Origin of the sequence: Thalassolituus sp. ST750PaO-4 (assembly GCF_020320405.1) — a bacterium.
Taxonomy (GTDB): domain Bacteria; phylum Pseudomonadota; class Gammaproteobacteria; order Pseudomonadales; family Oceanobacteraceae; genus Venatoribacter; species Venatoribacter alkanivorans.
This window is the reverse complement of the sequence record NZ_JABVCB010000013.1, coordinates 160,238-187,076: the sequence shown is the minus strand read 5'-3', so window position 1 is coordinate 187,076 and position 26,839 is coordinate 160,238. Positions and strand designations below refer to the sequence as shown.

Annotated in this window: 27 protein-coding genes; 12 read left to right on the top strand and 15 right to left on the bottom strand. The window is 52.6% G+C overall.

Annotated features, from left to right (window positions below; genetic code table 11):
- Window positions 1-312: 312 nt before the first annotated feature.
- On the top strand, window positions 313-1,833 hold the full coding sequence (gene exaC / locus HUF18_RS16340; RefSeq protein WP_145466783.1) for an acetaldehyde dehydrogenase ExaC: 1,521 nt from the start codon (window positions 313-315) through the stop codon (window positions 1,831-1,833).
- A 180-nt stretch (window positions 1,834-2,013) separates the two neighbouring features.
- Here the strand turns inward: exaC and HUF18_RS16335 are convergent, their stop codons facing one another.
- The gene (locus HUF18_RS16335; RefSeq protein ID WP_225692947.1) at window positions 2,014-2,391 is read right to left on the bottom strand and encodes an MAPEG family protein; all 378 of its coding nucleotides are present in this window, start codon (window positions 2,389-2,391) and stop codon (window positions 2,014-2,016) included.
- Window positions 2,392-2,494: 103 nt separating this feature from the next.
- On the opposite strand from HUF18_RS16335, the gene HUF18_RS16330 reads away from it, so the two are divergent.
- The 3 genes from HUF18_RS16330 (at window position 2,495) to HUF18_RS16320 (ending at window position 5,322) form a co-directional block, all read left to right on the top strand.
- Entirely contained in the window at window positions 2,495-3,382 is an 888-nt protein-coding gene (locus tag HUF18_RS16330; protein ID WP_225692946.1) for a LysR family transcriptional regulator, read from the top strand.
- Between the two features lie 242 nt (window positions 3,383-3,624).
- Window positions 3,625-4,620, top strand: coding sequence for an LLM class flavin-dependent oxidoreductase (locus HUF18_RS16325; RefSeq protein ID WP_225692945.1), 996 nt, complete (start codon window positions 3,625-3,627; stop codon window positions 4,618-4,620).
- Between the two features lie 99 nt (window positions 4,621-4,719).
- Window positions 4,720-5,322 (top strand): SCO family protein, encoded by a 603-nt coding sequence (locus HUF18_RS16320; RefSeq protein WP_225692944.1) that lies wholly within the window; start codon window positions 4,720-4,722, stop codon window positions 5,320-5,322.
- Between the two features lie 32 nt (window positions 5,323-5,354).
- On the opposite strand, the gene HUF18_RS16315 is transcribed toward HUF18_RS16320, so the two are convergent.
- Genes HUF18_RS16315 through HUF18_RS16300 form a run of 4 tightly spaced genes read right to left on the bottom strand, consistent with a single transcriptional unit; the run spans window position 5,355 to window position 8,623 of the window.
- Window positions 5,355-6,266: a heme o synthase gene (locus HUF18_RS16315; RefSeq protein ID WP_225692943.1), complete on the bottom strand. Its 912-nt coding sequence runs from the start codon at window positions 6,264-6,266 to the stop codon at window positions 5,355-5,357.
- On the bottom strand, window positions 6,263-7,309 hold the full coding sequence (locus HUF18_RS16310) for a COX15/CtaA family protein (RefSeq protein ID WP_225692942.1): 1,047 nt from the start codon (window positions 7,307-7,309) through the stop codon (window positions 6,263-6,265). The genes HUF18_RS16315 and HUF18_RS16310 overlap by 4 nt, the downstream gene beginning before the upstream one ends.
- The gene (locus tag HUF18_RS16305) at window positions 7,302-7,871 is read right to left on the bottom strand and encodes a hypothetical protein (protein WP_225692941.1); all 570 of its coding nucleotides are present in this window, start codon (window positions 7,869-7,871) and stop codon (window positions 7,302-7,304) included. The genes HUF18_RS16310 and HUF18_RS16305 overlap by 8 nt, the downstream gene beginning before the upstream one ends.
- Window positions 7,868-8,623: an SURF1 family protein gene (locus HUF18_RS16300; protein WP_225692940.1), complete on the bottom strand. Its 756-nt coding sequence runs from the start codon at window positions 8,621-8,623 to the stop codon at window positions 7,868-7,870. The genes HUF18_RS16305 and HUF18_RS16300 overlap by 4 nt, the downstream gene beginning before the upstream one ends.
- Between HUF18_RS16300 and HUF18_RS16295 the strand changes: the two genes are divergently transcribed.
- Entirely contained in the window at window positions 8,622-8,813 is a 192-nt protein-coding gene (locus HUF18_RS16295) for a DUF2909 domain-containing protein (protein WP_145466556.1), read from the top strand. The genes HUF18_RS16300 and HUF18_RS16295 overlap by 2 nt on opposite strands.
- Before the next feature lie 24 nt (window positions 8,814-8,837).
- Here the strand turns inward: HUF18_RS16295 and HUF18_RS16290 are convergent, their stop codons facing one another.
- The 6 genes from HUF18_RS16290 to HUF18_RS16265 form a co-directional block, all read right to left on the bottom strand.
- Window positions 8,838-9,695 (bottom strand): cytochrome c oxidase subunit 3, encoded by an 858-nt coding sequence (locus HUF18_RS16290; protein ID WP_145466557.1) that lies wholly within the window; start codon window positions 9,693-9,695, stop codon window positions 8,838-8,840.
- 21 nt (window positions 9,696-9,716) lie between these two features.
- Complete coding sequence (locus HUF18_RS16285; RefSeq protein ID WP_225692939.1) at window positions 9,717-10,262, bottom strand: cytochrome c oxidase assembly protein; 546 nt, start codon at window positions 10,260-10,262, stop codon at window positions 9,717-9,719.
- 2 nt (window positions 10,263-10,264) lie between these two features.
- On the bottom strand, window positions 10,265-11,878 hold the full coding sequence (gene ctaD / locus HUF18_RS16280; protein ID WP_145466559.1) for a cytochrome c oxidase subunit I: 1,614 nt from the start codon (window positions 11,876-11,878) through the stop codon (window positions 10,265-10,267).
- A gap of 62 nt (window positions 11,879-11,940) precedes the next feature.
- Complete coding sequence (coxB, locus tag HUF18_RS16275; protein ID WP_225692938.1) at window positions 11,941-13,101, bottom strand: cytochrome c oxidase subunit II; 1,161 nt, start codon at window positions 13,099-13,101, stop codon at window positions 11,941-11,943.
- A 506-nt stretch (window positions 13,102-13,607) separates the two neighbouring features.
- Window positions 13,608-14,672, bottom strand: a complete 1,065-nt coding sequence (locus tag HUF18_RS16270) for an isopenicillin N synthase family dioxygenase (protein WP_225692937.1) — start codon at window positions 14,670-14,672, stop codon at window positions 13,608-13,610.
- A 137-nt stretch (window positions 14,673-14,809) separates the two neighbouring features.
- Window positions 14,810-15,856 (bottom strand): ABC transporter substrate-binding protein, encoded by a 1,047-nt coding sequence (locus tag HUF18_RS16265; protein WP_225692936.1) that lies wholly within the window; start codon window positions 15,854-15,856, stop codon window positions 14,810-14,812.
- A 670-nt stretch (window positions 15,857-16,526) separates the two neighbouring features.
- On the opposite strand from HUF18_RS16265, the gene HUF18_RS16260 reads away from it, so the two are divergent.
- The 3 genes from HUF18_RS16260 to HUF18_RS16250 all read left to right on the top strand — a co-directional run bounded on the left by HUF18_RS16260 (window position 16,527) and on the right by HUF18_RS16250 (window position 19,548).
- On the top strand, window positions 16,527-17,933 hold the full coding sequence (locus HUF18_RS16260; RefSeq protein WP_225692935.1) for an amidohydrolase family protein: 1,407 nt from the start codon (window positions 16,527-16,529) through the stop codon (window positions 17,931-17,933).
- A gap of 129 nt (window positions 17,934-18,062) precedes the next feature.
- Window positions 18,063-18,656 (top strand): class I SAM-dependent DNA methyltransferase, encoded by a 594-nt coding sequence (locus HUF18_RS16255; protein WP_225692934.1) that lies wholly within the window; start codon window positions 18,063-18,065, stop codon window positions 18,654-18,656.
- Window positions 18,657-18,768: 112 nt separating this feature from the next.
- Window positions 18,769-19,548 carry a hypothetical protein gene (locus HUF18_RS16250; RefSeq protein ID WP_225692933.1) on the top strand — a complete coding sequence of 260 codons (780 nt, stop codon included), beginning with the start codon at window positions 18,769-18,771 and terminating at the stop codon, window positions 19,546-19,548.
- 11 nt (window positions 19,549-19,559) lie between these two features.
- Here HUF18_RS16250 and HUF18_RS16245 read toward each other — a convergent pair whose 3' ends face one another.
- The 3 genes from HUF18_RS16245 to ansA are packed head-to-tail and all read right to left on the bottom strand — an operon-like array spanning window position 19,560 to window position 21,415.
- Window positions 19,560-19,901, bottom strand: coding sequence for a hypothetical protein (locus HUF18_RS16245; RefSeq protein ID WP_225692932.1), 342 nt, complete (start codon window positions 19,899-19,901; stop codon window positions 19,560-19,562).
- A gap of 58 nt (window positions 19,902-19,959) precedes the next feature.
- Window positions 19,960-20,334 carry a hypothetical protein gene (locus HUF18_RS16240; protein ID WP_145466566.1) on the bottom strand — a complete coding sequence of 125 codons (375 nt, stop codon included), beginning with the start codon at window positions 20,332-20,334 and terminating at the stop codon, window positions 19,960-19,962.
- A 46-nt stretch (window positions 20,335-20,380) separates the two neighbouring features.
- Window positions 20,381-21,415 (bottom strand): asparaginase, encoded by a 1,035-nt coding sequence (gene ansA, locus HUF18_RS16235; RefSeq protein ID WP_225692931.1) that lies wholly within the window; start codon window positions 21,413-21,415, stop codon window positions 20,381-20,383.
- Window positions 21,416-21,481: 66 nt separating this feature from the next.
- Between ansA and HUF18_RS16230 the strand changes: the two genes are divergently transcribed.
- The gene (locus HUF18_RS16230; protein ID WP_145466568.1) at window positions 21,482-22,060 is read left to right on the top strand and encodes an NnrU family protein; all 579 of its coding nucleotides are present in this window, start codon (window positions 21,482-21,484) and stop codon (window positions 22,058-22,060) included.
- A 40-nt stretch (window positions 22,061-22,100) separates the two neighbouring features.
- On the opposite strand, the gene HUF18_RS16225 is transcribed toward HUF18_RS16230, so the two are convergent.
- On the bottom strand, window positions 22,101-22,439 hold the full coding sequence (locus HUF18_RS16225) for a winged helix-turn-helix transcriptional regulator (protein ID WP_225692930.1): 339 nt from the start codon (window positions 22,437-22,439) through the stop codon (window positions 22,101-22,103).
- 373 nt (window positions 22,440-22,812) lie between these two features.
- Between HUF18_RS16225 and HUF18_RS16220 the strand changes: the two genes are divergently transcribed.
- The 3 genes from HUF18_RS16220 (at window position 22,813) to HUF18_RS16210 (ending at window position 26,301) form a co-directional block, all read left to right on the top strand.
- Window positions 22,813-23,400, top strand: coding sequence for an NAD(P)H-dependent oxidoreductase (locus HUF18_RS16220; protein WP_225692929.1), 588 nt, complete (start codon window positions 22,813-22,815; stop codon window positions 23,398-23,400).
- 79 nt (window positions 23,401-23,479) lie between these two features.
- Window positions 23,480-25,006, top strand: a complete 1,527-nt coding sequence (locus HUF18_RS16215; protein ID WP_225692928.1) for a protein adenylyltransferase SelO — start codon at window positions 23,480-23,482, stop codon at window positions 25,004-25,006.
- An 11-nt stretch (window positions 25,007-25,017) separates the two neighbouring features.
- Entirely contained in the window at window positions 25,018-26,301 is a 1,284-nt protein-coding gene (locus HUF18_RS16210) for an MgtC/SapB family protein (RefSeq protein WP_225692927.1), read from the top strand.
- Window positions 26,302-26,839: the final 538 nt, after the last annotated feature.

Genomic DNA, 26,839 nt, shown 5'->3' with positions numbered 1-26,839 from the left:
AGCCCGCTAATATCACTCCTCTCTCCTTGTTCTGAGAAAAACTGGCTCTCAGCAGGCCCGATTCACTTAGTGTTAACAGGCCCTGGTTTTAATTATTTTTTATCTGCTTGTTATGCGGGCCTGCCGGCCATGCCTTATGTCTGTCGCTGACAACATTTGAGGCCAAGGCTAAACAGCATGGACGCTCAGCACAGTCATTCAGACGCTCAGGCAAGTGGTTAATCATCAGATCACATAGCCTGAACTCACACAACCCGCTAAGCCCAGACAAAAGTCCAAGGCTTGCGTGTGAACAATAACAAGGAGAACGCCATGATTTATGCCAACCCCGGACAGACCGGCTCGGTCGTCAGCTTTAAAAGCCAGTATCAGAACTACATCGGTGGTGACTGGGTTAAACCGGTTAACGGCCGCTATATGGACAACATCAGCCCGGTCAATGGTCAGGTGTTCTGTCAGGTGCCACGTTCCGATGGCGCCGATATCGAACTGGCGCTGGATGCAGCCCACAATGCGGCAGCGGCCTGGGGCAAGACATCCGCTACCGAACGCTCCAATATTCTGCTGCGCATTGCCGACCGTATGGAACAGAATCTGGAAATGCTGGCCGTAGCCGAAACCTGGGATAACGGCAAAGCGGTACGCGAAACCCTGGCCGCCGATATTCCGCTGGCGGTGGATCACTTCCGTTATTTCGCTGGCTGTCTGCGTGCGCAGGAAGGCACCATGGCCGAAATCGACGAAACCACCGTGGCTTACCATATTCATGAACCACTCGGGGTTGTTGGTCAGATTATTCCGTGGAACTTCCCGCTGTTAATGGCCGCCTGGAAACTCGGCCCGGCACTGGCGGGCGGTAACTGTGTGGTACTGAAACCGGCTGAGCAGACACCGGCATCAATTCTGGTATTAATGGAACTGATCGGCGACCTGCTGCCACCCGGCGTACTGAATATTGTCAACGGCATCGGCGAAGAAGCCGGTCAGGCGCTGGCCACCAGCCAGCGTATTGCCAAAATTGCCTTTACCGGCTCCACTCCGGTGGGTCAGCATATTCTGAAATGCGCCGCCGATTTATTAATTCCAAGCACCGTTGAATTAGGTGGAAAATCACCGAACATTTATTTCTCCGACGTGATGCAGCACGAAGATGATTACCTGAGCAAATGTGTTGAGGGTATGACCCTGGCTTTCTTTAATCAGGGTGAAGTCTGCACCTGTCCGTCACGTGCATTGATTCAGGAGAGTATTTATAACGATCTGATTGAAATGGTCGTGGCCCGTGCCGGAAAAATCATCCGTGGTAACCCGCTGGATACCGACACTCAGGTTGGTGCTCAGGCCTCGGAAGAACAGTACGAACGCATTATGAATTACATTGCCATTGGTAAAACCGAAGGCGCCAAAGTGCTGCTCGGCGGTAATGCCGAAGCCTTAAACGGCGATCTCAGCAAAGGCTATTACATTCAGCCAACCATGCTGTACGGCAAAAATGATATGCGTATTTTCCAGGAAGAAATTTTCGGCCCGGTAATCAGCGTCACCACCTTTAAAGACGAAGCCGAAGCACTGGCCATCGCCAACGATACCGAGTTTGGTTTGGGTGCCGGCGTATGGACGCGTGATATGAATCTGGCTTACCGCATGGGACGTAATATTCAGGCCGGCCGGGTCTGGACCAACTGCTACCATGCCTATCCGGCACACGCCGCCTTCGGTGGTTATAAAAAATCCGGTATCGGCCGCGAAACCCACAAAAAAGCGCTGGAGCATTATCAGCAGACCAAAAACCTGCTGGTCAGCTACAGCACCAGCCCGCTGGGTTTCTTCTGATCTTACCTGCGGCCTGCGGGCCGCACTTCCACTCTCACTATACCGCTGGCTGATCATTTACAGCATTGCCCGCTTCCCAGCGGGCACTTTTTTATCAAGTCATCTGCTCCGGCTTTTCCACACAGCTTTCACTTGCGACTCCGGTAGTGAATTAAAAGGCCAAAAGGCCCTTTTTAATTCTTATAAATAACGGGTAATAAGCCATACGGAAGCGATGATCATAACAAGGCCATTGATTGATAACGCTAACTGGCGGAACAGCAAACGCTCTTTCACCTGACTAACACCGTAAGCGTGAAACAGACGTCCAATCAATAACGCAAGACACAATCCATGAACCCATACCGCACTCATCCCCAGTGATTCCGCGGCAAAAATCAGAATTAATGCCAGCGGTACGTATTCCGCAAAGTTGCCATGTACCCGGATGGCTCTTCTGAGAGCTTTGTCTCCCCCATCGCCAATGGCCACCCGGGCAGTCTGCCTCAGGCGAATCACGCGAAAACTTAACAGGGTAAACATCAGTGAAAAAATGGCTATATACAGTGGAGCAATCATAGGAAACCTTGGCTATCAATTCGGCAGAAAAATATATTCTATTGATAACAAGCCTACAAACAGCAAATAATAGGCTTTTGGAAAAGAATAAGTTTTCTATAGCATGCACTATCGCCAGACACCGCCGATCCAGTATTTACCCGTATTCGAGTCAGCCGCCCGTCATCTGAGCTTTAAACGGGCAGCTGATGAGCTGTGCGTAACGGCCCCGGCGGTAGGACAACAGGTGAAGGCATTCGAAGCCTGGCTGGGCAAGCCACTCTTTCATCGTCATACCCGGCGCCTCAGCCTCACACGCGAAGGCGAGTATTATTTTGCTCTGGCCAGCGACATCCTGAACCGCCACCAGCAGGGCTATATTCAGTTTAAACGTCAGTTCGATGACAAGGTGTTTCACCTCAGTGCTTCGTTGTTTGTGGCACAGGAAGTCATCATGCCGAATTATCTGCGGTTTTCTCAGTATGTTCCCAATACAGAACTGCGTCTGGATGCCCGCGTATCCTACGTCGACTTCGCTCTCCATCAGATGAATGCTGCGGTGCGCTTTGGTGAAGGTAACTGGCCCGACCTTGAGGCACGGCTATTGGCGAAGGGGTCGGTGTCCCCCGTGTGCAGTAAGACCTATTTATCTCAGCATGCCGATATGTCTCCGGATACTTTGTATCAGAACCGTTTGCTTTATTCTCTGCCCGATATGGATACATGGGGGCCCTATTTCTGGGGATCTGATCGCTTACCAGAGCAGGAACCTGTTCTCTGTGACTCCTACCTGGCTGCGATCAAACTGGCGTGTGAGGGGGTCGGGGTCGCCTTGGGTATTTTTCCAACGATCAATAAGTGGATGGCGAAAAATGGCCTGGTACAGCCGTTTGATATTCGGGTAAACCTGAACCGGTCATTCTGGTTTGTGTACCCGAAAGGCAGCAACGACCCCAGACTCGATCAGGCTTACCAGTGGCTAAAATGCTTATTCGAAGAAATGGAACGATAGCAAAACCAGTACATCCCAATAGCGGCGCACACGCTGCCCGGCGAATAGTACGAAGATAAATACCCTGTTTATGGGGTGTCAGTTGGACGCATCCATCCCTCCATACAGACAGACAGACAGACACTCTGCTGTCACACCACCGTTGCCTGCATGCAACAAAGCTTTCCCGGATAACACGCTGTGCCTACCCTGCGCCTGTGGCACTCTGTGAGCCTTTCATTGCATTCATGGCGGGCCACATTATGACCTCACTGGCAGATATTCCTTTTTCGCTGCTGGAGCTGGCATCGGTGCCACAGGGTTTTACGGTGGCGCAGACGCTGGCCTCTATGCTCGATTATGCCCAACATGCCGACACGCTGGGCTTTAACCGTTTCTGGCTGGCCGAGCATCACAATATGGAAGGGGTCGCCAGCAGCGCCACCGCGGTGCTGATTGGTCAGGTCGCAGCACGCACGCAACGTCTCCGCGTTGGCTCCGGGGGCATTATGCTGCCTAATCACCCGCCGCTTATTGTCGCCGAACAGTTCGGTACACTGGATGCGTTGTATCCCGGCCGTATTGACCTTGGCCTTGGCCGTGCCCCCGGTACCGACCCGCTGACCAGCAGGGCCTTACGCCGCGACGATATGCGCGCCGAACATTTCCCGCAGGAAGTGGAAGAATTACAAACCCTGCTGGGAGCCGATGGCGCACACAAACGCGTTAAAGCTTACCCCGGCGCCAACAGTGCGGTAGAAATCTGGCTGCTGGGCTCCAGCCTGTTCAGCGCCCAGCTGGCCGCCGAGCGCGGTTTACCTTATGCCTTTGCCGGGCACTTTGCTCCGCGTCTGGCGCGTGAGGCGATCGCCCTTTACCGCCATCGTTTTCAGCCTTCCGCCACATTGCAGAAACCACATGTCATTCTCTGCCTGCCACTCATCGCTGCCGCCAGTGACGATGAAGCGCGTTTTCTCGCCACCAGCAGTCAGCAGCGGATTATGGCGTTAATGCAGGGACAACCACTCTATCTGCCACCGCCGGTAGAAAGCATGGAAGGCATCTGGAATCCGCAGATTAAAGCTCAGGTCGATGCCTTTCTGGCGCTGTCGGTTACCGGTGGCCCTGCCAGCGTAAAATCCAAACTGCAGGCTCTGGTCAGCCAGATGCCGGTGGATGAACTGATGTTTACCAACGATATTTTTGACCGGAAAAAACGCCTGCAGGCGCTGCAGATTCTGCTGGCAGCCAGATCCTGAAGTGCGCTACCGCTGCAGACAATGACTGCAGCGGCCATACCCGAACGGGTTTAATCTGCTATAACTGATGCAGACCATAAAACGTCATCAGGAGGCGGTATGCGCAAAGGATGGTTAATACTGACGTTATTCTTGCTGACGGCCTGCGACAGCTCCGAACCTGCCGGCAACCAGTTCTCCCCCTTGCCTCAGACCCGCGGCGAAGCTGAACAACTGCGCCAGCTGAGTTTAAAAACAACAGCCGGCGAGCGGCGCTTAAGCAACTTTGATAATCAGCTTCTGCTGCTGTTTTTCGGCTTCAGCCATTGTCCGGATATTTGCCCTACCACGCTGATGAATGTCAGCAAAGCACTGCAGCAATTACCACCCGAAACCGTACAACAGGTACAACCGCTGTTTATTACCGTTGATCCGGAGCGCGATACGATCGACGTACTGCGCCCTTATACCCGCCACTTTCATGCCGCCATTCTTGGCGTTCAGCCTGATACCGAACAACTGCTGCAACTGACAAAGTTTTTCGGAATTTATTACCGTAAGGTCGCACAGGAAGGGGCGCTGGAGTACAGCATGGATCATTCTGCGCAATTACTGCTGAGCAGCAGTTATGGTCAGGTACTGGGAGTGCTCGACCCACATATGCCTGCCGATGAACTGGCGCTGTGGATCCAGGGGGCGGTTGCCCGGCTGCAGGCGCAATAATCTGAGATGCGCCCGGATATTGAACAACGGCCTCAGAAAACCGGCAGGCAATGATCCAGCAATAACGCCGCAAAGCAGTAAAGAATATAACGGATCGAAAACCAGAACGCCTGAATCGGCGCCTGCACCGAGGTGGCGCGCCATACCCGCCAGTTAATCTGCATAAAGCGGATATTTAACGGCACAATCAACAACAGATACACCAGCCCCGACATACCACTGACGTAAGGCATCAGCGTCATAACCACCGTCAGCCAGGCATACAGCCATATCTGCAAACGGGTAAAACCTTCGCCATGGGTAATGGGCAACATAGGTACTCCGGCACGGCGATATTCATCCTGTTTATGAATCGCCAGCGCCCAGAAATGCGGTGGTGTCCAGGCAAAAATAATCAGCACCAGCAGCAATGCATCGGCTTCCACACGATTGGTGATTGCCGTCCAGCCGAGTAGCGGTGGCGCCGCTCCGGCCAGTCCGCCAATGGTAATATTCTGTGGCGTGGCGTGTTTTAAAAAGCGGGTATAAATCAGCGCATAACCCAGCAATGCGGCCGCTGTCAGCGCCGAGGTCAGCGGGTTCACCTCAAGCCATAACAGACTCAGTCCCAGCAGTGACAACAGGCTGGCATAAAGCGCTGCCTGCCAGGGCGGAATACGTCCCTGTGCCAGAGGACGTTTTGACGTACGCAGCATTAAACGGTCAAGCCGCTGATCCAGCAAATGGTTAAAGGCCGCCGCTCCCATCGCTGCCATAGCGATACCCAGCGTGGCATATATCACCCGCCCGATATCCGGTAATACCGGTGTCGCCAGTACCATGCCGACCAAAGCACAAACCAGCATCACCAATACCACCCGCGGCTTACCCAGCTCCCAGAAATCCCGCCACTGCGGGCGGGTTAACTGCCGGCTGCTTTTTTCTGCTAATATCAGGCTGCTCATATTACTTCCTCCGCCAGATGCCAGGTTTTCTGCCGTTGATTTACGGGCTCTGTTTGCCGCGGCCAGATCAGGCCGCAATACACCACAGCCAGCAGCAATAACGCCGCACCGGCGGTATGCAGCAGCGCCGGTGGAAACGGCAACGACCAGACCACCAGTACAATTCCAAGACCCACCTGCAGCAGATACAGACCGAGACAACAGAGAACCGCACGCCTCTGCTCACTGCGCTGCGCCTGCCAGTACAGCGCCAGCAAGGTCAGCCCCAGCGCCAACGCCACCAGCCGGTGTGTCCACTGGATCGCACTGCGCGCGCTGGCGTGCAGCTGACCATATAAATAATCCGGGCCGATTGATTGAGTAAGATGAAAGGCGCTGGAAAAATCCATCTCCGGCCACCACTGGCCATTACAGGTGGGGAAACCAATACAGCCAATGCCGGCATAATTACTTGAGGTCCAGCCACCCAGAGCAATCTGCAATACCAGTAACAACAGTGCCAGCCACAGCATCCGCGGCCGCCGCGCCGTCGGCACCTGCTTTACTTCGCTGGACACTGCAGCAGCCTCAGACTGATGCACCCGCCAGGCAATAAAACTGAGTAACAGCAGGCAGCTGAAGCCCCCCAGCAGATGCAGGGTCACCACCTGGGGCCAGAGTTTCAGCGTTACCGTCCAGGCACCAAAGGCGCCCTGCACAATGACCAGACCAAGCAGTAACGATGTCCAGCGCAGCAGTCCCGGTGCCTGAGTGCGGGCACGCCAGCTGAAGAACACCAGCAGCATGGCCATCAGCCCAAGGGATGCTGCCAGATAACGGTGAATCATCTCCATCCAGGCCTTTTCTGCTTCCAGCGGTGCGTGGGGTGCAAATTGCGCAGCGATATGAGCCTGCGGCACGACTAAGCGGCCATAACAACCCGGCCAGTCAGGACAGCCCAGCCCCGCATCCAGCAAACGGGTTGCAGCGCCCAGCATCACCACCGTAAAAGCCATAAAGGTGGCCAGCAGCGCCAGCGTGCGCACTATTTTCAGATTATTCATGGCGCTCCTCCGGCTGGAAATGGCTGTTGTGGCCGGCCGATTGCAGCGCCAGTGTTTCCGCCTGCATGCTGCTGAGCGGATTGCGCCTGAACAGATAGCGCACGTCCCGCAGAATGTCTTTGATGCTGCTGTCAGCGCTATAAGCCAGCACGATATTGCCTTGCGGATCGGCCAGCCAGATATCCTGCGTCAGAGCGGCCGGAGCCTGCCAGACAAGACGCTGACCACCGGGAGGTAAGGTGTTCTTCGCCTGTGTGCTGCTCAGCTGCCAGCGTTGCAGACGCGGAGCATCGCGCCCCAGTGTGCGGTGTAAGCGCCATAAACTGTCATCCAGATCACAGGGCTCCGCCGCACAGCGATACAGCAAATGCCAGCGCCCATCCTGCAGCGCCGGGGCCGGAGTCAGCGCCCACTGACTCAGCGGCGGAATATCCGGTACCAGCTCACCATGCGCGACGCGTGCTTCAGGAATGCCAATCTGCCAGTACCACATCGCCAGTGCCGCCGGCACGGGAGCCATTAATAATCCCAGCAATAACAGTAATTTTACGCGGTTACTCACAGCCACCTCCTTTTTGCCTTCAGAGTGCAGACCCGCACCCGCGGAGCTTTCAGCTTTGGCCGGTAACGCCAGGCCAGAGCAAGTGCCGCCAGCGCCAGTAACAGCCATTGAGCGGCGTAACCCAGATGCCGCTCACGGCTGACGCCAAGCGGCTGCCACCAGCGGCCACTGCTGCCGTTATCCAGATGCAGTACGCCGGGTTGCAAATCCAGTTGCGGCCAGACATCGGTACGCAGCTGCTGAATACGCTGACCATCATCGTTAGCACCGAGCAATAACCCCTGCCGCCCATCAAGCGTCTGCCAGTGCCCCTGCAGATGCTGCAGCGTTAAGGCGGTATCCGGCCAGGGCTGTGGGGCTCGGCTGCCAGCTGTTGCCACAAAACCACGGTCCACCAGCCACCAGCGGCCATCGGTACTTTGCAAAGGAGTAATCAGCGCCAGTCCAACCTGACCATTCAGTGTGCGGTTATCCAGCCAGCGGTTAAATTGCGGATAAAAAATACCCTGTAATTGCAGAGCCTGATTCATCTGCGGCAGGGTTTGTGGATTAACTTCAGTCATCCGCGGCGCCGCCTGCCATTGGCGTTTTTCCTCCGCCCGTTGCCATTGCCAGTTGGCCAGCCCCAACCCCAGAACAAACAGCAGTAACCAGCCGCTCCACCAGCCATAAACGCGTCGGCGCTGTTTGCTGTGCGCGCGTTTATCTGCTGTGCTGAGTACTGTTGTTATCACAACCTGAGGAATCGCCATGCTTAAGCTTGCCATCCTGTTGTTATTTGCTGCCATGCTGGTCAGCCTGCTTGCCGCCGCCGGATTTCTGGTGCGTGACGGCTCACGTTCACAGCGGGTACTGACTTCTCTGACCTGGCGGGTCTGTATTGCCGTGGTGTTATTAGCCCTGCTGTTTTACGGATTTTATTCCGGGCAATTACCCGACTGAGCGTCATGTTGCTGAGGCGATGCCTCAGACAACGTAGACAAAAATAAATAATCCCAGCCACACCACATCGACAAAGTGCCAGTACCAGCTGGCCGCCTCAAAGCCAAAATGCGAGCGTGGCGAAAAGTGGCCACGCCATAAACGCAGCAGAATAACCGTTAAGATGCAGGCCCCTAACGTAACGTGTGCGCCATGAAAACCGGTGAGTAAAAAGAAGGTGCCGCCATACACCCCGGCCTGTAAGGTCAGACCCAGCTGGGTATAGGCTTCAACATATTCAATACCTTGCACAACCAGAAAACTGAAACCCAGAATCAGAGTAAGCAGTAGCCATAATTTGGCATTATTACGCCGGTCTTTTTTCAGGGCATGATGGGCGATGGTCAGCGTGATACTGGAGCTGACCAGCAGCAACGTATTTAGCAAGGGCAGGTGCCAGGGGTCGATAACTTCTGCCGGGCCGGTAAAGGCATCTGATGGTGTTTTTAACAGCGGCCAGCTGGCGCTGAAATCCGGCCATAAAAGTGCACTGATACCTTTTTCACCTTCGCCGTCCAACCAGGGTAAAGCAAACACACGGATATAAAATAAGGCGCCGAAAAAGGCGGCAAAAAACATCACTTCGGAAAAAATAAACCAGGCCATTCCCATGCGGAATGAGCGATCCATTTGCGCATCGTACAGGCCACTGCGTGATTCATGAATGACATCGCGAAACCAGACAAACATCATCACCAGTACACCAGCGACTCCAGCCAGAAAAATACCGAAGCCATGGCCAAAGCTGAGACTGGATGCTGCGCCGACAACCAAAAAAGCCAGCACAACCACCATCAGAATCGGCCATTTACTGCTGGCCGGTACATAGTAGGAACCACTCATTGCAACCTCCCGGTCCTGATTTCAGGGGCCAGTTTTCGGATACAGGGTATAGGCCAGCGTCAGCCGGTGCAGATCTTCGGGTAAATCCGACCGGATCTGAAACACCACCGGCACTTCCAGGCTTTCTCCGGCAGCCAGCTGCTGGTCGTTAAAACAAAAACACTCGAGCTTCAGAAAATAATTTGAGGCCTCTGCCGGACTGAGACTGGGCACGGCCCGCGCCCGCCCTGTCGTACTGCCCAGATTCTGCATACGGAACCACATCTGATGAATCTCTCCCGGATGTACCGCTTTATGGCTCAGCGTTGCAGAAAAATGCCAATCCATTCCCGCCGCCGTGCGGGTAATCATCTGCACCTCAATATTGCGTTGCTGGTCGATACCCGTGGATTGCAATACCCGGGCAGAATTAACGCCCTTGCCATTAAGACCTGTCAGTTCGCAGAACACATCGTAAAGTGGCACCAGTGCGACGGTAAAAGCCACGCTGCCTGCCAGCATCAGCAACAACCACCACAGGGTACGGCGTACGCCCTGTTGCTGACGGTTTAAAGGCAGGCTGTCCATGCTTATGCCCGTCCTGGCGAATCACGTTCCGGAATAAATTCCGGTGGCGTAGAAAAGGTATGCAGCGGTGCCGGACTGGGCACCTGCCATTCGAGCCCTTCTGCACCTTCCCAGGCTTTATCCGGTGCAGGCTTGCCACCGCGCACGCAACGCACCACAACCCAGATCAGCAATAACTGCGAAATACCGAACAGGAAACCACCAATAGAAGACAGCAAATTAAAATCAGCAAACTGCAGGGCGTAATCCGGAATGCGTCGCGGCATACCCGCCAGTCCGGAAAAGTGCATCGGAAAGAAGGTTAAATTCACACCAATTACCGACAGCCAGAAATGCCAGCGCCCGAGGGTTTCATCCGGGTAGAATCCGGTCCACTTCGGCAGCCAGTAATAAACACCGGCAATAATGGCGAAGACCGCGCCGGGAACCAGCACATAATGGAAATGTGCCACCACGAAATAGGTATCGTGATACTGATAATCCGCCGGCACTATCGCCAGCATCACACCGGATAAACCGCCAATCGTAAATTGCACAATAAAGGCGAGGGTAAACAGCATGGGGACTTCAAAACTGATAGAACCATGGAATAACGTGGCCACCCAGTTAAATACTTTTACCCCGGTCGGTACCGCAATCAGCATGGTCGCGTACATAAAAAACAGTTGCGCCGCCAAAGGCAGTCCCACGGTAAACATATGGTGTGCCCAGACCACGAACGACAGAATGGCAATGGATGCGGTGGCATAAACCATAGAGCGGTAACCAAATAACCGCTTACGGGCAAAGGTCGGTACAATCATAGAAGCGATGCCAAAAGCCGGAAGAATCATGATGTACACTTCCGGATGGCCAAAAAACCAGAACAGATGCTGGAACAGCACCGGATCACCGCCACCGGCGGCATTAAAGAAACTGGTGCCGAAATTAATATCCAGCAGCATCATGGTGACCACACCGGCCAGCACCGGCATCACCGCCAGTAATAAAAAGGCGGTGATCAGCCAGGTCCAGACAAAGAGTGGCATATCCATCAGTTTCATCGCCGGAGTACGCATATTCAGAATAGTGGCGATGATATTGATGGCCCCCAGAATGGAGCTGATACCGGCCAGATGAATCGACAGAATAAAAAAGTTAGTCGATGGCGGTGCGTATGTTGTCGACAGCGGAGCATAAAAAGTCCAGCCAAAATTCGGGCCGCCACCTTCCATAAAGAGACTCGACAACAGTAACGAGAACGCCAGCGGCAGTAACCAGAAAGAGAAGTTATTCAGACGTGGCAAGGCCATATCCGGCGCACCGATCTGCAACGGCACCATCCAGTTAGCCAGCCCGACAAAGGCCGGCATCACCGCACCAAACACCATGATCAGACCGTGCATAGTGGTCATCTGATTAAAAAATTCCGGCTGTACCAGTTGTAAACCCGGCTGAAAAAGCTCAGCACGGATAACCAGCGCCATAGTGCCGCCGATAAAAAACATAGTCAGGGAAAAAATCAGGTACAGGGTGCCGATTTCTTTGTGATTGGTTGTCAGCAACCAGCGTTTAAGTCCACTGAGCTGTGGCGCATGGGCGTGCTCTGTTGCGCTGCTGTAACTGTTGCTCGTCATGACTCACCTCATCAGTGTTCCATCTTTTTATACCGCGTATCGGCCTGCGTGTTATCTGCGGATTATTCCGTTGGTTTAAGCTTTTGTTTTATCTCGGCGGGTTGCACAACATCACCGGTGTTATTGCCAAAGGCGTTGCGCTCATAGGTAATTACGGCAGCAAGATCGGCGGCCGATAACGTACTGCCGAAGGCCGCCATTGCAGTACCCGACTTGCCGTAAAGTACCCGCTCGACATGCGTGTCGCGGCCTTCAGCGGTTATCGCAACCTGACTGCCGGCCAGTGCCGGAAATGCCGGAGGAATACCCTGCCCGTTAACCATGTGACAAGCCGCACAATAAGTGTTGTAAACCGTTTCACCCTGAGCCATCAGTTCAGGTAACGTCCAGTCCCGCTCATTACCGGCGGCTTTTTCTGCAGCCTGCTGTTTTTGTTCACTCACCCAGAGCCGGTAGTCTTCTTTGCTTACGGCTTTAACCGTAACGGGCATAAAGCCGTGCAGACGACCACAGAGTTCGGTGCACTGCCCACGGTAAATTCCGGGTTCGTCTATTCTGGTCCAGTTTTCATTCACGAAACCGGGAATTGCATCTTTTTTAACGGCCAGTTGTGGCACCCACCAGGAGTGAATTACATCGTTTGAGGTCAGCAGCAGACGGATTTTGGTATCGACCGGTAACACCAGCGGCTGATCAACTTCCAGCAGGTAGTTCTCGCCTTTCTGCTCACGGCCATCAATCTGCTCAGGCGGGGTCGCCAGGTTGGAAAAGAAACTGATATCTTCGCCTAAATATTCATAATGCCAGCGCCACTGATGACCGGTGATCATCACGTCCATTTCTGCTTCGCTGGTATCGTAAATTTTCCGCAGCGTGGCCGTTGCCGGAATCGCCATCACCACCAGAATAACCAGCGGAATCGCAGTCCAGAGTATTTCTACCAGGGTATTTTCGTGGAAATGAGCGGCCTTTGCGCCCTTGCTTTTACGGTAGCGGATCAGTGACCAAAACATCACGCCGAACACAACAACGGCAATTACCACACAGATCCAGAAGATGATCATATGCAGCGAATAGACTTCGCGGCTCATATGGGTAACGCCAATGGGAAGATTAAGATTGCTGTCGCCGTAAAGATTTTTGGCCAGCAACGGATGACTGAAAAAGACGACAGGTATCCATAACACGGCATGCCAAATCCGGTTGAGCCAGACTCCCGTCATAACCACCTCCGCCACAACATCCATTTATTCCGGGCCTGTCACGCATTTCTGCTGTTATTGATTTCTGTTGCAGTAAAGCGCGATCAGTCCCTCGTTATTGTTTATACAGTAAAGACGTTAAGCCGGAATAAGCTCAATAAGACAAAATACGCTGCAGACTGATGGCTCGCCTTGCGTAATAACCATTGGCGCTAAATAAGGCTTGGTTATCTGGATTCATTCTATGGCGTTTCCGGCCAACGTATTCGGCCGGATAAAAACCTGAGTAAAATCATCGGATTAATATAAGGACAGAAGAGTAAAGAGCGTAAATATCAGAAATAAACCTGAAGGCGACGAAAGAATCAGAAGAGATATAAGAAAATTTATCAATCCAAAAAATTATATAGAATCCTGTCATAACCGACATGCAAAGCGCTCTGGTTTATAACAAACCTGTTAAGAACGACATTCCGGAAACAGGTATCCGGCCACTCAACGGCCGGATATTTTACAGCGGCAGAAGGTTATTTCTGCGTTTCATCAGCCTGAACGGCAGCAAAGTTGGCGTTAATACGCTGCAGCAGATAGTCACGGGCGGAAATCGCTTCGTACTTTTTCTCCGGCCCCTGAATCATCACATCCTTATTGGCCTGACAGAAAAACGCCATACTGTAACGCGGCCCGCGGGCTTCATCCGGTTTCGGCATACGCACCCGGTGCAGGGTTGATTTCAGCTTGTCATCGCTCCAGCGCATCAGCATATCGCCGATGTTGCAGGTAATGATGTCATCCTGTGGAATCACGCTGGTCCATTCCTGATTCTGCAGTGCTTCTTTGCCCGGACAAACCTGCAGTCCACCCTGCCCGGTTTTCTGAAAGACCATGGTCAAGCAATCGAAATCGGTATGGGCACCGGCACGCCAGATGCCCGCCCCGGCAACCGCCCCCTCAGCCAGCGGTAAATAATGCAGCAACCGCAACGTGCTCTGGTATTCAGCTGAATCACGGCGGTGAGCCTGAGTAAAAAAGTCCTGAGCAAATCCTAGCTTCTCGGCAAAACAGGATAAAACCTGCATACCCAGCTGCCAGGCACGCTGCTCAAAATCAAGAATCACCCGCTGAAATTCAGGTACCAACGTCTGGTCCGGCCACAGATTACCCATATGTGGCAGCGTTACCTGATAAGACTCTTTCTGATCGGCGGTGCCGGTCGACGGACGTACCTGCGCCATAAATTCCCAGCCGGCGTTCAGGCCTTCTTTTAACGGAAAGCGGGCTTTGTCTTCTGCACTTAACGCAAAAAACTGCTCCGACAGTGCAAAAGCCTCGCGTACTTTTTCCACATCAATACCGTGATTAATCAGCTGAAAAAAACCGGTATCCGTTGCCGCCTGCCACAGTTGCTCACGAATCTCAGCACGACGCTGGTCAAAATCCGTTAAATCAATCAGCGGAATGGTGCGTTCATTATTCTCCTGCCCCATACCACCGATAGTACGTTCAAAATTCAGTTCCTGCAGACCATAACGGCTGTCAGTTGTCGTATTACCGACGGCATTACTGGTTGTATTATTGATTACGTTATTCATATCTGATTCTCCAGAGTCAGTTAACTGCAGCAGACGGCGGAATATTCCGCTGTCTGCGCAGAGACCATGGAGCAATGCCGGGACAGCATGAGCAAAGAGTTTACTGTCCTGCTGCTTATACTCCAGATTAAAATCGTTTATTCAGCACTGCTGAGGCTGGTTGCCGGGATAAAGTCCCGTTTAATTGCCTGCTCAGGATCAAAGCTATTGATATCCAGTCCCTGCGCTTTTGCTGTCCAGCTCCAGGTTGTCGCCAGACGTTCTGCATCAAACTGCCCAAGCCCCGCCTTCTTACTGGCAGCGTTATACACCAGGCCATTAATTGAGCGGATGGTTGCTTCCGCTACTACGGCATCCACTTCTGGCACTGCAGCCTTAACCGCAGCCGCACTTTCTGCCGGATGTTTAAAGGTAAAATCAATGGCCTTGGCATAGGCTTTTATAAAGCGCTTAGCAACATCCGGACGCTCCTGCAGGAAACGCTCAGATGCAATCAGGGCGGTGGAATAAAACTCCAGACCGGCGTCGTACCAGGGCAGTACATTCAGGGTTTTTCCGGCCTCTTTTGCCTGAGCCTTATAGACTTCGGCATCGGTAATCCAGGAAATCACCACATCGGTATTACCGGTTAACAGCATTGGATTCAGTGCTCCCGGATCAGCTTTCAGTAACTTGATCGAACTTTCATCCACCTTATTAACATCCAGCAGCAGCGGCAGAAACACATTGGATGAAGTAAAAGGCGAAGTGGCTACTTTTTTACCGGCAACATCGGCGACGCTGTTAATACCGGAATCGCTGCGCACGTAAAACGCATGTGGCGCTTCGGAAAATACCGAATAAACCGCCGACACCGGCACCTCTTCCGCCGCTTTTGCCTGCAATAAAGCCACCAGATCCGACAGACCAATATCCGCATTACCGGTTGCCAGCTTGGTAATGGCATCGTGGGAGCCACGCCCCTGAGCCACCTTAACTTCCAGCCCCTGTTCAGCAAAGAAGCCCTGCTGCAAACCAACATAGACCGGCGCTTTATCGCCACCCGGCAACCAGTCCAGCTGAAAGCTGACCTTATCTGCCGCCAGCGCTGTCATGCTGGTTAACGATAAAGCCAGCCCCAGCAGCGGTAACAGGCGCTGCCGTACAGTCGGGGATTTAATAGGATTATTCACTGTTTTTTTCATCGTTCACTCCTGAGTATGAGAGCAAACAGCTACTGCTGCTTGCCGGACCGATCAGGCAGTTATCGATGGAGAATAGGCAACGCCGGGGGCGGGCAGAAAAGAAAAGGCGTGATCATGCTGAGTATCTGCGCAATCGTTATTGGCTGAGTACAATTATCCGGACTTAACCTGCAGATTTTTTTATTACTACTGTCGTCATCACCACTGTCTTCACTGCGCCGGCAGCCCTGCGTCCGTCTTCGTCCACAGATAACTATCCGCCGTACAGTGAGCAATGACCCGTGGATTGACGTTGTCTTCAATCCCTGACTGCTTCTACTCAAAACATGTACAAAATATTTTTAGCAACCGTTGTGCCAACCGTCCTTATCGCGTAAATACTGAGGTTAAGCGCAAAGACCGCGCCGGATTTGCACCAAAGACAGGCAACAAACAGACGGATGCTTTATTTCTGCGCACGAAAACGGAACATTCTGATATAAAAAAAATGAGTAGAAAAATCTCATAAAAAAGTTGGAAAAGCACAGGGGATTGCGATAATTTTAACCGGGTAATAAAACCATTTTGTTTAAAATTTAAAAAACGTTGCCGTAAAAGTTTCAAGAGTATAAGCGGTCAGGATAGGCATCAGCCTCCGGGACATTGCTCTTTGCAGTTTAAAGGAGCCGCTATGAACACCCTGATCCGCAATGCCCGCGCCATTTATTGTGCGACCGAATCGCACACTCACCACGAATCTCAGATTTCAGTCAATAATTCAAACCCGGCCGTACCAACGGATATCCGCATCCGTGATGGTGTTATTACTGAAATCGGTAACCAACTGCTGCCCACTGACGATGAACAGGTTATTGATGCAATCGGCTGCGTGGTCTGGCCGGGGCTGGTGAATACCCATCATCATCTGGCGCAGTCGATTTTAAAAGGCGTGCCCGAAGGTTTAAATCAGGCGTTAGGCGATTGGCTGGGGTCAGTGCCCTATCGTTTCTGGCCGAAAATTTCACCGCAATTAATGTATCACGCCGCGCGTCTCGGTCTTTATGAATTGCTGCGCTCTGGCGCAACCACCTGTGCCGATCACCATTATCTGTATCACGCCGATACCAGTCCGGAAGTCGAAGATGCCGTGTGGGCCGCTGCCGACGAACTCGGTATTCGTTTAGTGTTGTGCCGTGGCAGCGCCACGGTACAGGGCAGCCATAAAGGCATGCTTAAACACGGTATTCAGCCGGAAAATGTTGAGCTGGTAATGCAGCGGATGGAGCGCAGCTACCGGCAATATCATCAGGCCGGCGATAACGCCATGCGCCGCTTAGTTGTTGCTCCCACCAGCCTGGTGCATTCCGCCACAGCCGATGATTTACGCACGCTGGCGGCCTGGGCACGCGAACGGCAATTAAAACTGCACTCGCATTTACTCGAGGTCAGTTTCGACGATCTTCAGGCACAGGAAAAATATGGCCAGCGCGCTATCGATTACGCCGCCAGCTGCGACTGGTTAGGGAACGATGTGTGGTTCGCCCATCTGGTCAAAAGCGACGAATACACCATTCAGCAACTGGCCGCCAGCGGTACCGGCATTGCCCATTGCCCGACCTCCAATTGTCGTCTCGGCAGCGGTATTGCTCCGGCACTGGCAATGGAGAATGCAGGAATGAACATCACCCTCGGCGTGGACGGCTCAGCATCGGCCGAATCCGGCTCTATGATTCAGGAGCTGAATCTCGCCTGGCTTTTACACCGCGCCGTTAACGGTGCTGATGCGACTCATGCCGAACAGATTATCCGCTGGGGCAGCCAGAACGGTGCGCAATTATTAGGGCTGAATAACTGTGGCGATATTGCCGTCGGCAAAGCCGCCGATCTGGTGCTTTACGATATCGGCTCACCGCGTTTTGCCGGGGTACACAGCGAAGTGATTGCACCACTGCTATGTGCCGAACCGGTGAGCGTAAAGTATTCACTGATTAATGGCCGTGTAGTGGTCGATAACGGTCAGGTCTGCGGCCTTGATGAGGCCGAGCTGGTCGCCGAAGTGCGCGCGGGTGTGGCTGATTTACTGCGCAGTGCGGGTTAACCGTTCTTGACTGCCAGGCTGCTCTTCAGGTTCCGCAGGGCAGCCTTTTAATAGGTAATTACTGACTTGTGAAAACTATCCGCACACCCTACCCTGCATTCATCTGATACTTAACGCGGAAATACCAGCATGAGTGAGTGGGATGCATATGCAGATCAATGGGATGGCGATGAACGTGTTATCCATTATTCGCAGCAGGCTTATCAGTCTCTTACTCAGGCAATAAACTGCGACGGCCTGACCATACTGGACTTCGGTTGTGGCACCGGCCGCTTAACCGAACTCCTGCGTCCACAGGCCAAACGCATTGTCGCCGTTGATTCTTCCGCAAAAATGATCGGCGTTCTCGCCGCTAAAAACCTGCCCAAAACAGAACCTCTGGCCATCGATCTGAACAGCAGCAACAGCCAGCCAATGCACAACACGTTCGATCTGATTGTTGCATCGTCCGTCTGTGCTTTTCTGCCGGATTATCAGGCCAGTCTTGCACTGTTCAGGCAGCTGCTGAAACCACAGGGATACTTTGTGCAATGGGACTGGCAGAAAGAAGCCGGAGATCCGGCACCAGGATTTACTGCAGAAGAAATACAGGCCGCGTTCGATCAGTGTTTATTCAAAACCATCAGCCTGCAACAGGCTTTCACCATGCAGCAAGGCGAGGATGAAGTGCCGGTCATTATGGGTATTGCACAAAAGCGCGACCAGACAGGGGGATGCCTGTAACTGCTAATTGCAGTAATCAGTACCTCTGCACCCCACCTTCAGATTATACTCAGTCACCTGAATATAATAATGACAAGCCATGATGGCGTATGACTGATCGGAAGGAAAACCGTTGAATACCGTAAAGCTCCCTGTTGTATCTATTATAAAAGAAGCATCACTTTTGCCATTCAGGCATTTCCCCATGCTACTGAGAGCAGGGTTACCTTTGCTTATCGTTGCTGGTGCTGCAGGCATACTAAGCCCTTATATGCCGCAGGAAAAAAATACCGCATTATTCATGATTACGGCTCTGTCTGTTGCTCTTATTATTCTGACCAGTCTTATCGCCGCGATTATCGGTTGTCACCGTATATTTTTGCTGGACAACAATGATGTGATGAACACCCGCTTTTTCCCGTTAAGCGGTCAGGAACCGTATTATATTGGCTGGGCTATTCTGATCGCACTCTGCTGTGCATTAGTCAACATGCCACTGTCGATCGTTCTCGCCTCGATCATGGGAACATTCGCAACGGCAGCGAAAGATTCCGCTAATACGATACCGTTAATGTTCATTATTTTTGCCGTTACGCAATTGCCTCTTTATTACCTTGCCTCACGCTGGTCACTGGCGTTACCTGCAGCAGCCGTTGGTTTGCGCGGTAAAGGGCTTAGCTGGGCCTGGCAGTTATCGGCCGGAAACGGCTGGCGCCTGCTGCTGTTGACGGGCTTTCTGCCATTACTGATTAATCTGTCGCACACCTTGCTGCCCAGCTACGATTCTGTTGCTTATACTCTTTTGCAATTTGCACTCTGGTTGCTGCTCGGTGCAATTCAGGTGGGGTTGTTATCTCTGAGTTTTTCTTATTTGTATAAGCATCGCGAAGCGCAGGCTCTCAGATTAAAATAACACCACTCGGCCTAAACTCTACTGAATTCAATCATAGTTAATCTCCTATCACACTTTTCTTTAAGATCCCGAGCTGAATCCTCCTTCGAGAACGTTGATGAATATTGCTTTACCAGCTCAATATACTCTCTGAATTCGTTGGGCTCACCAGTACGAATTGCTTTTCTACGACCAGCTTCCAGGCCATGTTGAAGATGGTGCTCTGCTTCGTCATATAGCTGAAAGCGTTCAGCTGCAATGATACACAGAGCTTCTCTAAGCATTTGCTCATCCAAATCTTTATCTTGAACGCCATCACTATTACAGCCTGAAATGGCAAGTACTGACATGCAAAAAAATAGTTTTCGTTTCATAGTATTCCCCCAAATACTTGCGATTCTAAAAAATTACTTGTTCAACTCTGCGCTGAATTTACAGAATGCCAGCCTGCGCGCGGATAAACTCCAGCTCCGGGCTTAAACGCACAATGGTATTAAATTGTGCGCTGGTGATACTGTCCATCGCGCCGCAATCGCAGGCCCAGAACCAGGCCTGCTGGTAAACCTCATCTTCCAGCAGTGGCAGCAAGCCACGCTCGGCACGGGCCTGATCCAGCGGGTAAGGCCCACTGAACTGAAAACGGTAGGCCGCACGGGCAAAGGCCAGCGGCATATAATCGGCCCAGCATTCTGCGCTCTGTGAATTTAAGCCGGTTTTTGCCAGTAATTGCAGGCAGTGATCACGATCATTTGCTTCGGCAAGAATCGCGGCCAGCTCAATCAGGGTTGGATGAGGTAAGTCAGTCATCACGTTCTCCGTTTACTGCTGTTTATTCAGGCTCTTTTATGTTCTTTTATTTTGCTGCGCTGAGCTCACCACAGAGCGATATTTCCATTAAACGCCGGGCTTCGCTGATTACATGACTGCGTTCTCCGGGAGCGCTTAACAGCACGTGCAGCTTGGTCAGCGTTGCTTCCAGTGTCATATCAGCGGCCGATACAAAACCGGCTTCGCGCAGGGCATGCCCCCCGGCATAGCTGTCCATATCCACCCGCCCGCTTAAACACTGACTGTGATTAACCAGCACCACGCCACGCTCGCTGGTCTGTTTAAACGCTGCCATTAAGGCTGGATTTTGCGGTGCATTACCGCTGCCAAATGTCTGCAGAATAACGCCATCCAGTGGTTGTTCCAGCAGGCGTTGCAACAGCGAAAAATCGATCCCCGGATACAGGGTTACCACCGCCACCGCCGCACTTTTCAGGGCGTTAAATTGTGGCAGTTTATTATGCAGCGGACGCAATTCCGGCAGGCCGGGTTCGATACTGATTCCGGCATGCAGCAACGCATTGCAGTTGGGTGAATCAAAGGCATCAAAGCCCTGACTGTTTATTTTGGTCGCCCGGTTACCACGCAATAATCGGTGATGAAAAAACAGGCCCACTTCGGCACGTGGATAATGCGCGGCAATATAGAGCGCGTTAAGTAAATTATCGTGGCCGTCGGAGCGTGGCTCGCACAGCGGAATCTGTGAACCGGTCACAATCACCGGCTTGCCCAGATCGGGCAACATAAACGACAGGGCTGAGGCGGTATAGGCCATGGTGTCGGTGCCGTGCAGCACAACAAAGCCATCGAAACGGTCGTAATGGGCAAGAATATCGGCAGCAATCTGCATCCATTGCGCCGGCGTCATATCCGATGAGTCGAGCAGCGGCTGGTATTCATGCAGCTCAAATTCCGGCATTTCGTCACGGCTGAATTCTGCCAGACTGCGGATTTTATCTTCCAGAAAGCCGGCCAGCGGCTGAAAACCACGCTCAGTACGGGCCATGCCAATAGTGCCGCCGGTGTAGGCGATGTAAATGCGTTTGCGTGCTGACGTCATACAGAACTTTTATCCGCGCTGATATGCCTGCATGATGGCACAAACATAATGAATTGAGGAATGACCATGACGTTATTACTGGCCGGACTACTGCTGTTTATCGGCGGACACTGTACCAATCTGATCGCGCCGCAATGGCGTAACGCCATGGTCAGCCGTCTGGGGCTGCTACCGTGGAAGGGTCTGTATTCTGTGGTCGCCATCGGCGGCTTTATTCTGCTGGTGATCGGTTACGGCGAAGCCCGTATGAACCCGACCTGGCTGTGGACACCACCGCTATGGACACGCCATCTGGCGGCACTGATCACCCTGCCCGCCTTTATTCTGCTGTTTGCCAGCCAGATTCCCGGCAACCGTTTGCAGGTTAAGCTCGGCCATCCGATGTATCTGGGCATCAAGCTCTGGGCCTTTGCCCATTTAATCGCCAATGGCGGTCTGCACGATCTGGTGTTGTTCGGTGCCTTCTTAATCTGGGCTATTGCCGGATTTGCGGTATCCCGTCGCCGTGACCGTATCGCCGGGGTGAAGAAAGAGTATAAAGGGGCGGTACGCGACGTACTGACGCTGGTTGTGGGTATCGGCGCCTGGGTTGCCTTTGCCCTGTGGCTGCATGGCATGCTGATTGGCGTGAAGCCGTTCGGTTAAATAATCTTTCTCCGTTTTACTGCGCATCACCTGACAGCGGTTATTGATTCTGATCAGCAGTCAGGTGCTGCATCCCCCAGCCGCGTAATGCCTGTATTACCGGCTCCAGAGTACGGCCGTACTCTGTCAGGCTGTACTCCACCCGTGGCGGCACTTCGGCATAAACTGTGCGCGAAATCAGCTGGCAAGCTTCCAGTTCCCGTAACTGCCGGGTCAGCATTCGTTGGGTAATGTCCGGCATAATCCGGCGTAATTCATTGAAACGATGTGTTCCATCCAGCAGGTGATAAAGAATTACGCCTTTCCATTTGCCACCAATCAGTTCAAGAGTCGCTTCTACCGGGCAACCGAGGTTGCAATCATAGTCTGAGTGGTTCATTTCATATCGTCCAAGGGTATACAAAAGGGTACTGAGTATCAGAAATGTGCATTCTTATGCGCGCGATTTTCATCGTCTAAGATCGCCGGACATCAGGGCCTGTTAACACTAAGTGAATCGGGCCTGCTGAGAGCCAGTTTTTCTCAGAACAAGGGGAGAGGAGTGATATTAGCGGGCTAAATGAATGACGAGCGACGAAGTTAATGGGGAAAACTGGCCTCAGCCCGAAGGGTTATGGCTAAAAATCCCTCATCCTGCGTTGCTGTTCGCTCGCTTAACCCGTTAGGCCACACTCTCAGCGCCTTGCCTGAGAAATTTTTAGCCAATAACAGACCTGTTTAATTAGTGTTAACAGGCCCTAACAAGGAAACACATGATGAAAACCTTAATGATCCTGGCACATTCCAATATTCAGAACTCACTTGCCAATAACATCATTGCTGATCAGGTCGGCCAGTTAGCCGATACCGAAGTCCGTAACCTCGGCCTGCTCTATCCGGATTTTCAGATCGATATTGCTGCAGAACAGCAGGCATTACTGCAGGCCGATCTGATTATCTTCCAGTATCCGTTTCATTGGTACAGCGTACCGGGAATTTTAAAGGAATGGATGGACCGTGTATTTCTTTTTGGCTTTGCCTATGGCCCGGACAGTCAGTTGCGTGGCAAAAACTTACTGGTATCAACCACCATTGGCGGTCCACTGAACAGCTATGCAGCCGGTGGCCATAACCACTTCACCACTCAGGAGCTGCTGCGTCCGCTGGAACAAAGCGCGAACTTTACCGGCATGGTCTTCCTGCCGCCGCTGATTTCCCACGATATGGTGTATAAAACCGGTGGCGATAACAGCCGTGAAGATATTACACAGAGAGCTCATGAACATGCAGAGCGGTTGTGCAGACTGATTCAACAAAAGTCAGCCAGCTTTATGCAACAGGGCGCGCCTTCTGCGGCCTGAAGCGCTGGCAAGACGGTCGATGCCGGAATATCCTAGGGTCTGAACAGCCCCTAACACACTTATTTATTCCGGAAGCGCCGTGTCTATTTCCCTGCAAATACCGTTCAGCAATGCCTACGCCGCTCTGCCCGATCGTTTTTACGTGCGTGTGCTGCCAACGCCGGTAAAAAATCCGGCGTTAATCCGTTTTAACAGCGCTCTCGCGCAGGAATTAGGCATAGAGTTTCATGCCGCCAGCACCAGCGATGACAACAACGACAACGAACTGGCACAGATATTTTCCGGCAATCAAATTCCCGACAACGCCGCCCCTCTGGCGATGGCTTACAGTGGCCATCAGTTTGGGCAGTTAAACCCGCAATTAGGGGATGGCCGCGCTATTCTGCTCGGCGACCTGCTCGATATTCGGGGTCTGCGCCGTGATATTCAGTTAAAAGGCAGTGGCCGCACGCCATTTTCGCGCAGCGGCGATGGCCGCTCACCGCTGGGGCCAGTGCTGCGTGAATATATTCTGTGCGAAGCCATGCACGCGTTAGGTGTGCCCACCACCCGCGCACTGGCTGCGGTCAGCAGTGGCGAATGGGTGATACGCGACGGACGCGAACCCGGAGCGGTATTTGCCCGCGTTGCCGCCAGCCATATCCGTGTCGGCACCTTTCAGTATTTTGCCCTGCGCCGCGACGGCGAAGCCGTTAAACAATTAGCCGACCATGTACTGGCCCGTCATTATCCGCACATTAACAGCAGCGATGACGATGCTTATCTGCAATTATTCGAAGCCATTTGCCGCAAGCAAGCCGAATTAATTGCCCAGTGGATGCAGCTCGGTTTTATTCATGGTGTGATGAATACCGACAATATGACCGTCAGTGGTGAAGCCATCGATTATGGCCCCTGCGCCTTTATGGATGCTTATCACCCGGAAACCGTATTCAGCTCCATCGACCGCCATGGCCGTTACGCTTATCAGAACCAGCCAGCCATCGGCCAGTGGAATTTAGCGCGGCTGGCAGAAACGCTGCTGCCGTTATTTAACGACGACGAGAAAACTGCGGTCGAAAAAGCCACCGCCATTCTGCAGGATTTTGCCTTATGGCAACAACAGGCCTGGCTTGAACATATGCGCGAAAAACTGGGTTTTTCCGCACTGAAAAACAGTGATCAGGCGCTGATTGAAAACCTGCTGGCACTGCTGGCCGAAGGACGTATCGACTATACGCTGTTTTTCCGCCGTTTAAGCGACTGCAGTCAGCCAGACAGTGAACGCCAGGCGTTACTGGAACTGCTGAATCTGCCGGAATGCCGAAGCAGTGCAACACTGGTGCAGAATATTAATGACTGGCTGGATGACTGGCAGCAGCAATTAATTCAGCATGGCGACAGCGATAGCGCCGGGCAACGTATGCTGAATAAAAATCCGGCCTATATTGCGCGCAACCACCGCGTTGCCGAAGCCATTACCGCTGCTGAAGAAGGTGATTTTTCCGTCTTTGAACAACTGTTGCAGGTACTGGCCGAGCCATACCGCAGCAAGGCAGAATATGCCGACTATGAACAACCGCCAAAGCCGGATGAAAAAGTGTTACGCACCTTCTGCGGCACCTGAGGAAAACTGACATGGATTTATCGGTATTTGTGAATGGCCATGCCCAGACAGCATTTCAGTTATTCATTGCTTTATCTCTGGGTGCGTTAATCGGGCTGCAACGTGGCTGGGTATCACGCGAACAGGAAGCCGGCGCACGGGTTGCCGGTATCCGTACCCATACGCTGACCGCTCTGACCGGCTGTATCAGCGTGCTGTTGTCAGAAAGTATTTCGCCCTGGTTTTTACCGGCAATGCTGCTGGTAATGGCTGCTCTGGCCATCAGCGGTTACCGTACTTATGCCGCCAATCATCAGAACGTCAGCATTACCGGTGTGGTGGGTTTATTACTGACCTTCTGTTTTGGTGCCATGGTGGCCGCAGGTCAAACCGTGATCGCTGCTATGGCGGCAGTGGTTACCACCATTATTCTCGATAACAAAAGCGAGATTCACAGCGCCCTGCGCAAATTACGCGAAAACGAACTGGATGCCGCGCTGCAATTATTGCTGATTTCTGTGGTGATGCTGCCACTGCTGCCGGATAAAGGCTTTGGCCCCGGTGGCGTGATCAATCCGTATGAAATCTGGTGGATGGTGGTACTGATCGCCTCGATTTCTTTTGTTGGCTATTTTTCGGTACGCATTCTTGGTGAGCGCCGTGGCCTGCTGTTTACCAGTCTGTTCGCCGGTTTAAGCTCATCAACCGCACTCACACTGCATTTCTCCCGCCTTGCCCGCTCATCACCGGCCAATGCACCGTTATTAGCGGCCGGTATTCTGCTGGCCTGCGGCACCATGTTTCCGCGCATTTTACTTTACTGTCTGGTGATTAACCGTGAGCTAATCACCCTGCTCTGGCTGCCGGTATTACTGATGACCCTGTCTTTATATCTGCCCGCCATTGTGATGAATCTGCGTCATACAAAAACCAACGTCAGCCATCCTGATCTGGCCAAAAATCCGCTGGAATTAAGATCGGCTTTAATTCTGGGTGGCCTGCTGGTCATTATTTTATTACTGACCGAATGGCTGCAGCAGGAAATGGGCAGCACCGGGGTTTATCTGCTGGCGGCGATTTCCGGCATTACCGATGTTGATGCCATCAGCCTGAGTTTATCGCGTATGTCACTCGGCGACAGCCTGACGCTGACCGTCGCAGCCACCGGTATTCTGATTGCGGTCACTGTTAATAATTTATTTAAGGCAGGCCTTGCTATGGTTATCGGCAAACCGGCGCTGGGCATCCGCGTCAGCCTGGCGATGCTTTTATCTCTGATCATTGGCGCTCTGAGCCTTTGGCTCATGGCGCCCTGAATCTGTATGCCCTGAATCTGCAGGGCATACAGCAGGAAAACATCCATAAAAAAACCGGCCTGTTGGCCACTACTGTCCCACAGTTTTTAATCAGCACCGCAGCTGGCAAAAACTGCATTTTTTAACATCCAGGCCCAATGCCTCCCAGGGGAACTTATCCCCTTGCCGGCGGGCCGACCCCAGCTTCGCGCTTTCTGGGCCGTCACCCTTGAAACCTTGATATTTACTGGCCGCGTGCCTCATCGGCCATCCATGGCCGGAGCCGCTTGTCCGCATCCCTGCGGACAGACCAGAAATATCATCGGTTTCTGCGGCGGCCCCAGAGGCGCAGAAAACCATCACCGCGATTCCGCTTTTCAAATCAAACGTATTCTTTTAAGTCTCCTGTCTCAAACACGGTTTCCTTTGAAATTCGGCTGAGCGGATTGCTTAAACCGGCGATCGTGCGGCGCCAGACAACCAGATGATTCTGTGGCCTTCAGAGCAAAACCCTGCCCCGGAACGATACAAATTATGGGTGTTTTAAAGCGTCGTTCCT